Source organism: Arthrobacter sp. Y3225116, assembly GCF_059091245.1.
The window spans coordinates 1-5,768 of sequence record NZ_JBNHGL010000185.1 but is presented as its reverse complement, the minus strand read 5'-3'; the positions used below and the strand labels follow the sequence as shown (position 1 = coordinate 5,768).

At 67.8% G+C, this 5,768-nt stretch carries 6 protein-coding genes; 3 read left to right on the top strand and 3 right to left on the bottom strand.

Going from position 1 to position 5,768, the window contains the following annotated elements:
- Nucleotides 1-200 precede the first annotated feature (200 nt).
- From AC5RV2_RS13845 to AC5RV2_RS13835, 3 genes are all read left to right on the top strand, one after another.
- Nucleotides 201-944: an ANTAR domain-containing protein gene (locus AC5RV2_RS13845; RefSeq protein WP_494092811.1), complete on the top strand. Its 744-nt coding sequence runs from the start codon at nucleotides 201-203 to the stop codon at nucleotides 942-944.
- Between the two features lie 104 nt (nucleotides 945-1,048).
- Nucleotides 1,049-1,393 (top strand): hypothetical protein, encoded by a 345-nt coding sequence (locus AC5RV2_RS13840; RefSeq protein ID WP_494092810.1) that lies wholly within the window; start codon nucleotides 1,049-1,051, stop codon nucleotides 1,391-1,393.
- A gap of 5 nt (nucleotides 1,394-1,398) precedes the next feature.
- Nucleotides 1,399-1,614 (top strand): hypothetical protein, encoded by a 216-nt coding sequence (locus AC5RV2_RS13835; RefSeq protein WP_494092809.1) that lies wholly within the window; start codon nucleotides 1,399-1,401, stop codon nucleotides 1,612-1,614.
- Here the strand turns inward: AC5RV2_RS13835 and AC5RV2_RS13830 are convergent.
- The 3 genes from AC5RV2_RS13830 to AC5RV2_RS13820 form a co-directional block, all read right to left on the bottom strand.
- Nucleotides 1,611-3,011 carry a dihydrolipoyl dehydrogenase family protein gene (locus AC5RV2_RS13830; RefSeq protein ID WP_494092808.1) on the bottom strand — a complete coding sequence of 467 codons (1,401 nt, stop codon included), beginning with the start codon at nucleotides 3,009-3,011 and terminating at the stop codon, nucleotides 1,611-1,613. The two genes, AC5RV2_RS13835 and AC5RV2_RS13830, sit on opposite strands and share 4 nt — an antisense overlap.
- Nucleotides 3,012-3,145: 134 nt before the next feature.
- Nucleotides 3,146-4,087 (bottom strand): DMT family transporter, encoded by a 942-nt coding sequence (locus tag AC5RV2_RS13825; protein WP_494092807.1) that lies wholly within the window; start codon nucleotides 4,085-4,087, stop codon nucleotides 3,146-3,148.
- A gap of 99 nt (nucleotides 4,088-4,186) precedes the next feature.
- On the bottom strand, nucleotides 4,187-5,768 hold a 1,582-nt coding region (locus AC5RV2_RS13820), incomplete at its 5' end, for a serine hydrolase domain-containing protein (protein WP_494092806.1).

Genomic DNA, 5,768 nt, shown 5'->3' with positions numbered 1-5,768 from the left:
CGGGACTTCGCGTGATCGAACGGCTGGCCGGGCTTCCGGCATCGGGCCCCAAACCGGCGGAGCGGCCGCGAACGCCTTAGCGTGGCGCGGCGCCACGGACCTTCCGCCAGGACGGCCGCCTCGCAGTGACCGACTCTGGCTGTGACCTGCCTCACAAGGTGTAGCGTGGAGCCTACGCCGGAGCACCACTGGAGGACATCATGACAGGCGAGATTTTTGATGATTCCGAGACGACAGTCAGGGATTTCCTTCACGGCCTGGCGGCAGACAGTGCGGACATCGAGGCGTTCCTCAACGCGGTGGCCCGGCTGGCCGTGCACAACCTGTCCCAACCCGGCGAGGAACTCCTGAGCGGCATCACGCTGCTGCGCCACAAAAAGGCCGGCACGGTCGCCAGCAGCAGCGATCGGGCGCAGAAGATGGACGAAATTCAGTACGAATATTCCGACGGACCCTGCCTGCGCGCGGCCCGCGAGCAGACGGTCGTGCACATCGCCGACCTGCAGGTGGAGACGAGCTGGCCCGCCTACACCAAGGACGTCATGGCCGAGGGCATCCGGTCCATCCTGGCCGTGCCGATCCCGCTCGAAACCGGCGACAGTGCCGGGCTGAACCTCTACTCCGACCGGCCACGGAGGTTCGACGCGGACGCCCTTCACGCGGCCGAGCAATATGCCCATCAGGCCTCCCAGGCACTTTCCCTTGCGGTCCGGCTGGCCCGCCACCGCGAGACCGAGGCTGACCTGAAGGCGGCGCTGGAATCTCGAACGACCATTGCCGTGGCCGTCGGGATCATCATGGGCCAAAGCCGCTGCAGCCAGGACGAAGCGATCGCGATGCTCAAATCCGCCTCCAATACGCGCAACATTAAACTCCGCGACCTGGCCTCCGACATCGTCGCCTCCACCGGAACCCCCTCCGCCGAAACCCACTTCGACAAATAGCCGGCACCGCATCGCCTCAAACCCTTGAGCAACGGGGTGAAGTTCTTGTACGGTTGATCCCGGTTAAGCAGTTGGCCATCGATCCACTCATTGGAGCGTCGATCATGGAGCACAAACTGCGAGTACTCGTCCGGCTGGATATCGACCGCGTCTCGGCGGTCATCGAAGTGGGCGGATGCCTGACGGCCGACAGTTGCACGGCCCTCTTACCTCTTGTCCAACGCATGGACCGCCTGGCCCACGGAATGGTGGTCACGGTCGATCTTTCCGATGCGCAGCACATTGAACGCCGTGGCCTGCAGATGCTCGAGCTGTTCAGTGCCGGAGAAGCAGTCACTGCGTCGCAGGCCGCGCCCTTCACCGGCAGGCTGGCGATCACCGCGCCCACGGATCTCCCGGAGTGCCCGGACGCGCCCGCGGGCCGGGCCCGTTTCCAGGGGGCGGCGTGAACAGCATGACGCCACCGCCCGGGTCCCCGGCGTTTCCCCGCGATCTGTCGGTCCTTTCCACGGACCAGCTCCTGACGCTCAGCAACCAGTGCTTCGAACAGCTGGACTGCGAGCACCCGGCCCGGGACGCGTTCGTCCAGTACTACGCCCTCGCCGCCGAGCTCGAAATGCGGGACGAAGACCTGGAGGACGGTGACAACCGAAGCCGCCTAGGCGCCTAGTCCTCCAGCCACGCAGGTGTGAACAGCAGGTTCAACCCCTCGGAGACGGTGGGGTGCGTGATGACGGCATCGCGCACCGCGGTGAAGTCCATCCCGCCGATCATCGCCATCTGCAGCACCGCGATTGCCTCGCTGGCCCCCGTACCCAGCAGCGCGGCCCCCAGGATCTTGCCGGTCTTTCGGTCCAGCACGGCCTTCCACTCGCCCTCAAGCTGACCGAGGGTCCGGGCGCGCGGAATCGCGCTCACCGGCATCCTGGCGATCCGCACCTCATGGCCGGCCTCCCGGGCCTGGGCCTCCGTCATCCCCACCCTGGCGAGCTCCGGCGTCGTGAAGACGGTGTAGGGGATCAGTCGTCCCTGGGTGGACCGCGGCTCGCCCTCGCCCCGCGCGGCGGCCAGGTTGGTTTTCAGGATCCGGTAGTCGTCGTAGGAGGCGTGGGTGAACTGCGGCGAGCCTGCGGCGTCGCCGGCGGCCCACACGCCGTCGGCCGTGGTGCGCAGTTGCTCGTCCACCTGGACGAAGCCCTTGTCCGTCAGCTCCACCCCGGCCTTCTCCAGCCCGATCCCGTCGGTCATCGGCCGCCGCCCCAGCGCCACCAGCACGTCGTCCGCGGTGACGGTCTCCCCGGTGGACAGGGTCACGGTCACACTCCCGTCGGCGGCGCGCTCGATTTTCTCCGCGGACGCCTCGAGCTTCAGCGTGATCCCGGCGTCGGTGAACTTCCGGGCCACCAGCTCGGCGACGTCGGCGTCCTCCCGCGGCAGCAGCTGCCCAGCGCGCTGGACCACCGTGACCTGCACGCCGATGGTGTTCAGCAGGTCGGCGAACTCGCAACCGATGTAGCCGCCGCCCAGGATCACGATGCTCGCCGGCAGCTGCTCCAGGTGCAGCAGGGTGTTGCTGGTCTGCACCCCGGATTCGGCCAGGCCGTCGATGGGGGGCAGGGTCGGCTCGGTGCCCAGATTGAGCACGACGTCGGTGCCGCGCAGGAGGTGGGTGCCGCCGTCGTTCAGCGCGACTTCCACGGTTTTCTCGGCGACGAACTTGGCCTCGCCCAGGATAAAGTCCATGCCCGATCCCGTGAACAGCTTGTGCTGCCCGGCGACCATGGTGTCCACCACGTCCTCCTTGCGGTGGCGCAGCAGCTCGAGGTCCATCCGTGGCTGCTCCGCGCCTGCCACGCCGAATTCGGCCGCCCGGCGCACGGTGTCCAACACCCGGCCGGACTGGATGAGGGTCTTGGTGGGGATGCACGCCACGTTGATGCAGGTGCCGCCGACCATCGCCCGCTCCACCATCGCCACCTTCTGGCCGGACTTGGCCAGATCCATCGCCAGCGACTTGCCGGCCTTCCCGCCGCCGACTACCAGCAGGTCGAAATCCTCGGGTTCCATATCCATCCTTCCCTCGGGTTGCCTTCACGGCCCATGCGCTACTCACCGGGCGCGTCCTCGGCCCGCGGCGCATGATGCCGCCTCAAGGCCACCCTACGCCGACCGGCGCCGGGCGTTCCCGCCGGGAGGCGGGCTTACGGGATCTCCTCCGGCGCCGCATCCTTGCGGGGCTCGCGGGCGGCCCGGGCATCCTTGCCGCGGACGGTCCTAGTGTCCCGGGTGGTGAAAAACACACCGCACATCACCAGCGCTGCGCCGAGCAGCTGCATGCCGCTGATGCTCTCGTTCAGCAGCAGATACGCACCGAGCATGGTGAAGACCGGCACGAAGTTCAGGAACACGGACGTCTGGGACGCCCCGAGGACGGCAACGGCCCGGTTGTAGAGCATCAGGGCAATCACCGACGGAAAGACGCCGAGGTACACCAGGCCTGACCAGTGGCCTCCGCCGATCTGCGGGACTCCCACGACCAGCCACTCCGCCGCCATGACGGGCAGCAGGATCATGACCGACAGTCCGGTCATGACCAGGACCGCCCCGTAGGAGGGGAACAGGTGCAGATACTTCTTCACCGCAATCGAATACACCGCCCAGGACACCGCGGCCGCCGCCATGATGGCGTCGCCGATGTTCCAGGACAGGTCCGCGAGGCTCATCAGCTGCCCGTTGGTCACCACCCACAGCGCCCCGCAGAGGGAGAGCACGACGCCGAACCACTGGACCGACCGCAGCCGTTCGCGCAGCAGCCAGAAGCTCAGGGCCACTGTTACCGCCGGAACCGATGCCTCCAGCACGGAAACGTTGGTGGCCGAGGTGAATTGGAGGGCGCTGTAGATCAGCGTATTAAAGAGGGCGACTCCCGTGAGGGTCAGCAACAGCAGCGGTTTGCGGTGCTGCAGGAACAGGCGGCGGGACTGCCAGGCGCTGCGGTATCCCAGCGGGAGCAGCACCAGGAAGGCGATGAAGACCCGGAAGAACGCGATGGTCAACGGCGGCAGGTCGCTGAGCGCCTTGCCGGTCAGGATGTTTCCGGCATAGAAGATGACCACCAGCAGGAGGAGGACGTAGGCGCGCATTCTCCTCCTTGTGTCGTCGTTGGCCGATCGTCCCACACACCCTACGTCCTAAACCCCTCGTCGGGCCGCAGCCTCGTGTCGCCCGCGGGCTTGGCTTAGTCAAGAGACGTGCCGGGGCGTCCGGAGCCGCGACAGCAGCCATACCGTCCGGGGGAGCGAGCAGGCGATGGCCAGCGTCAGTGCCGGTACAAGGGCGGCACCGACGTCGGGAATCTGGCGGATGATGACGGCCAGGTGGGTTTCGAACCGGGCGGGTGCGTAAACGAATCCCAACCAGACGAGGAATGCGTCGAGGGCCAGTGCCCCGGCGGCCCAGAGGACCATCACGCGACGGTGCCGGGCCATGCCGGCGGCGTCGTTTCCGGAGGCGTCGGGAAAGCTGGCTCCGGCCGCGGCGGCAGGGCCCCCGTGGCGCGGGGCGGTGCGTCTCCGCGCCAGGACGTGGAGCGCCAGCGCAAGGCTCGCCAGCTCGGCGAGCAGCAGCGCCAGGGCGACGGCCCAACCGTACTGCTGCAGCCAGTCCTCGTCCGCGGCCAGGGGTTCGGGAGGTTGTCCGTGGAGAATCCGCAGGACGTTGCTGTCCAGCGCCTGCAGCCGGGACGGCGCGGATGTGTCGTTCCCGTTGATCAGCAGGGCAAGGCCCAGCCCGGAGGACGGAACCATGGCCTGATAGGTGTGGGTGTTGCCCCATTCGCCCTGATGCTCGAGCAGCAACGGCAGGTCGTCGTCCGCTGCGGGCGGGGCGTCCGGGGGTGTGGATTCGAGCAGGGGGCGGGCAAACCATGCCATGGCATAGCTTTTGGACTCGTCGACACGGACCCGGGGCGTCAGCAGCGTCGCAACGCTTTCCGGCCGGAGGATGCGGCGGTCCAGGTAGGCGCCGCCGTGCAGCAGGGCGATCAACTCGTGGCCGAGATCCTGGGCCGATGAGTACATGACGGTCGAGGGCATCCCGGTCGCCGCGGCCGGCACGTCCGTCTGTCGCCACCAGGTGCCGAACCACAGCGAGTAACCCGACGCCAGGTTGTCCGCGCGCGCGGCTGCCCGCGTGGTGTGGCTGTTGGCCATGTCGAGCGGTGCGAACACCTGGTCCTGCATGTAGTCCCCGAAGGGCTGGCCGGAAACGGTCTGCACCAAGAGGCCGAGGATGTTGTAGTTGGCATTGGAGTAGGCGAACGTTGCCCCCGGGTGGTTGGCCAGGCTGGCGCCGGACAAATCCCGCACGCCCTGTTCCAGCGCTGCGGGATCCTGGGTATCCGACGCCGCGAAAGCCGAGCCGTCTGCGGTGGACAGCCCGCTGGTCTGATGGAGCAGGTGGCGGACCGTGATGGCCGCCGCGCGGTGGTCACGCATGCTGAACCACGGCAGGTAGGTCCGCATGGGTTCGTCCAGCTCCAGCAGACCGGCGTCCACCTGCTGCATCACGGCGATGGCGGTCAGGGATTTGCTGGTCGAGGCCAGAAGAACCGGCGTCTGGGCGGTCATGGGGCGCCCCGAGTCATCTGCGCTGCCGAATGCCGCCTGGTGCACCAGTCCGCCGTCTCTGATGATGGCGAGGGAGACTCCTGGAATCCCGAGGGCGTCAATCTGTTCTTGCAAGTAGGCGTCAACCGCCGCAAAGGCCGGGTCGGGCGCACCGCGGCCCGGGAGCGGGGGAGCCGCTGCCGCCGTCGCGGTGGCT

Bases quoted from the DNA above. Each gene is read 5' to 3' on its own strand.
- AC5RV2_RS13835 (WP_494092809.1), top strand. From the start codon at position 1,399: ATGACGCCACCGCCCGGGTCCCCGGCGTTTCCCCGCGATCTGTCGGTC.
- AC5RV2_RS13825 (WP_494092807.1), bottom strand. From the start codon at position 4,087: ATGCGCGCCTACGTCCTCCTCCTGCTGGTGGTCATCTTCTATGCCGGA.
- AC5RV2_RS13840 (WP_494092810.1), top strand. From the start codon at position 1,049: ATGGAGCACAAACTGCGAGTACTCGTCCGGCTGGATATCGACCGCGTC.
- AC5RV2_RS13845 (WP_494092811.1), top strand. From the start codon at position 201: ATGACAGGCGAGATTTTTGATGATTCCGAGACGACAGTCAGGGATTTC.
- AC5RV2_RS13830 (WP_494092808.1), bottom strand. From the start codon at position 3,011: ATGGAACCCGAGGATTTCGACCTGCTGGTAGTCGGCGGCGGGAAGGCC.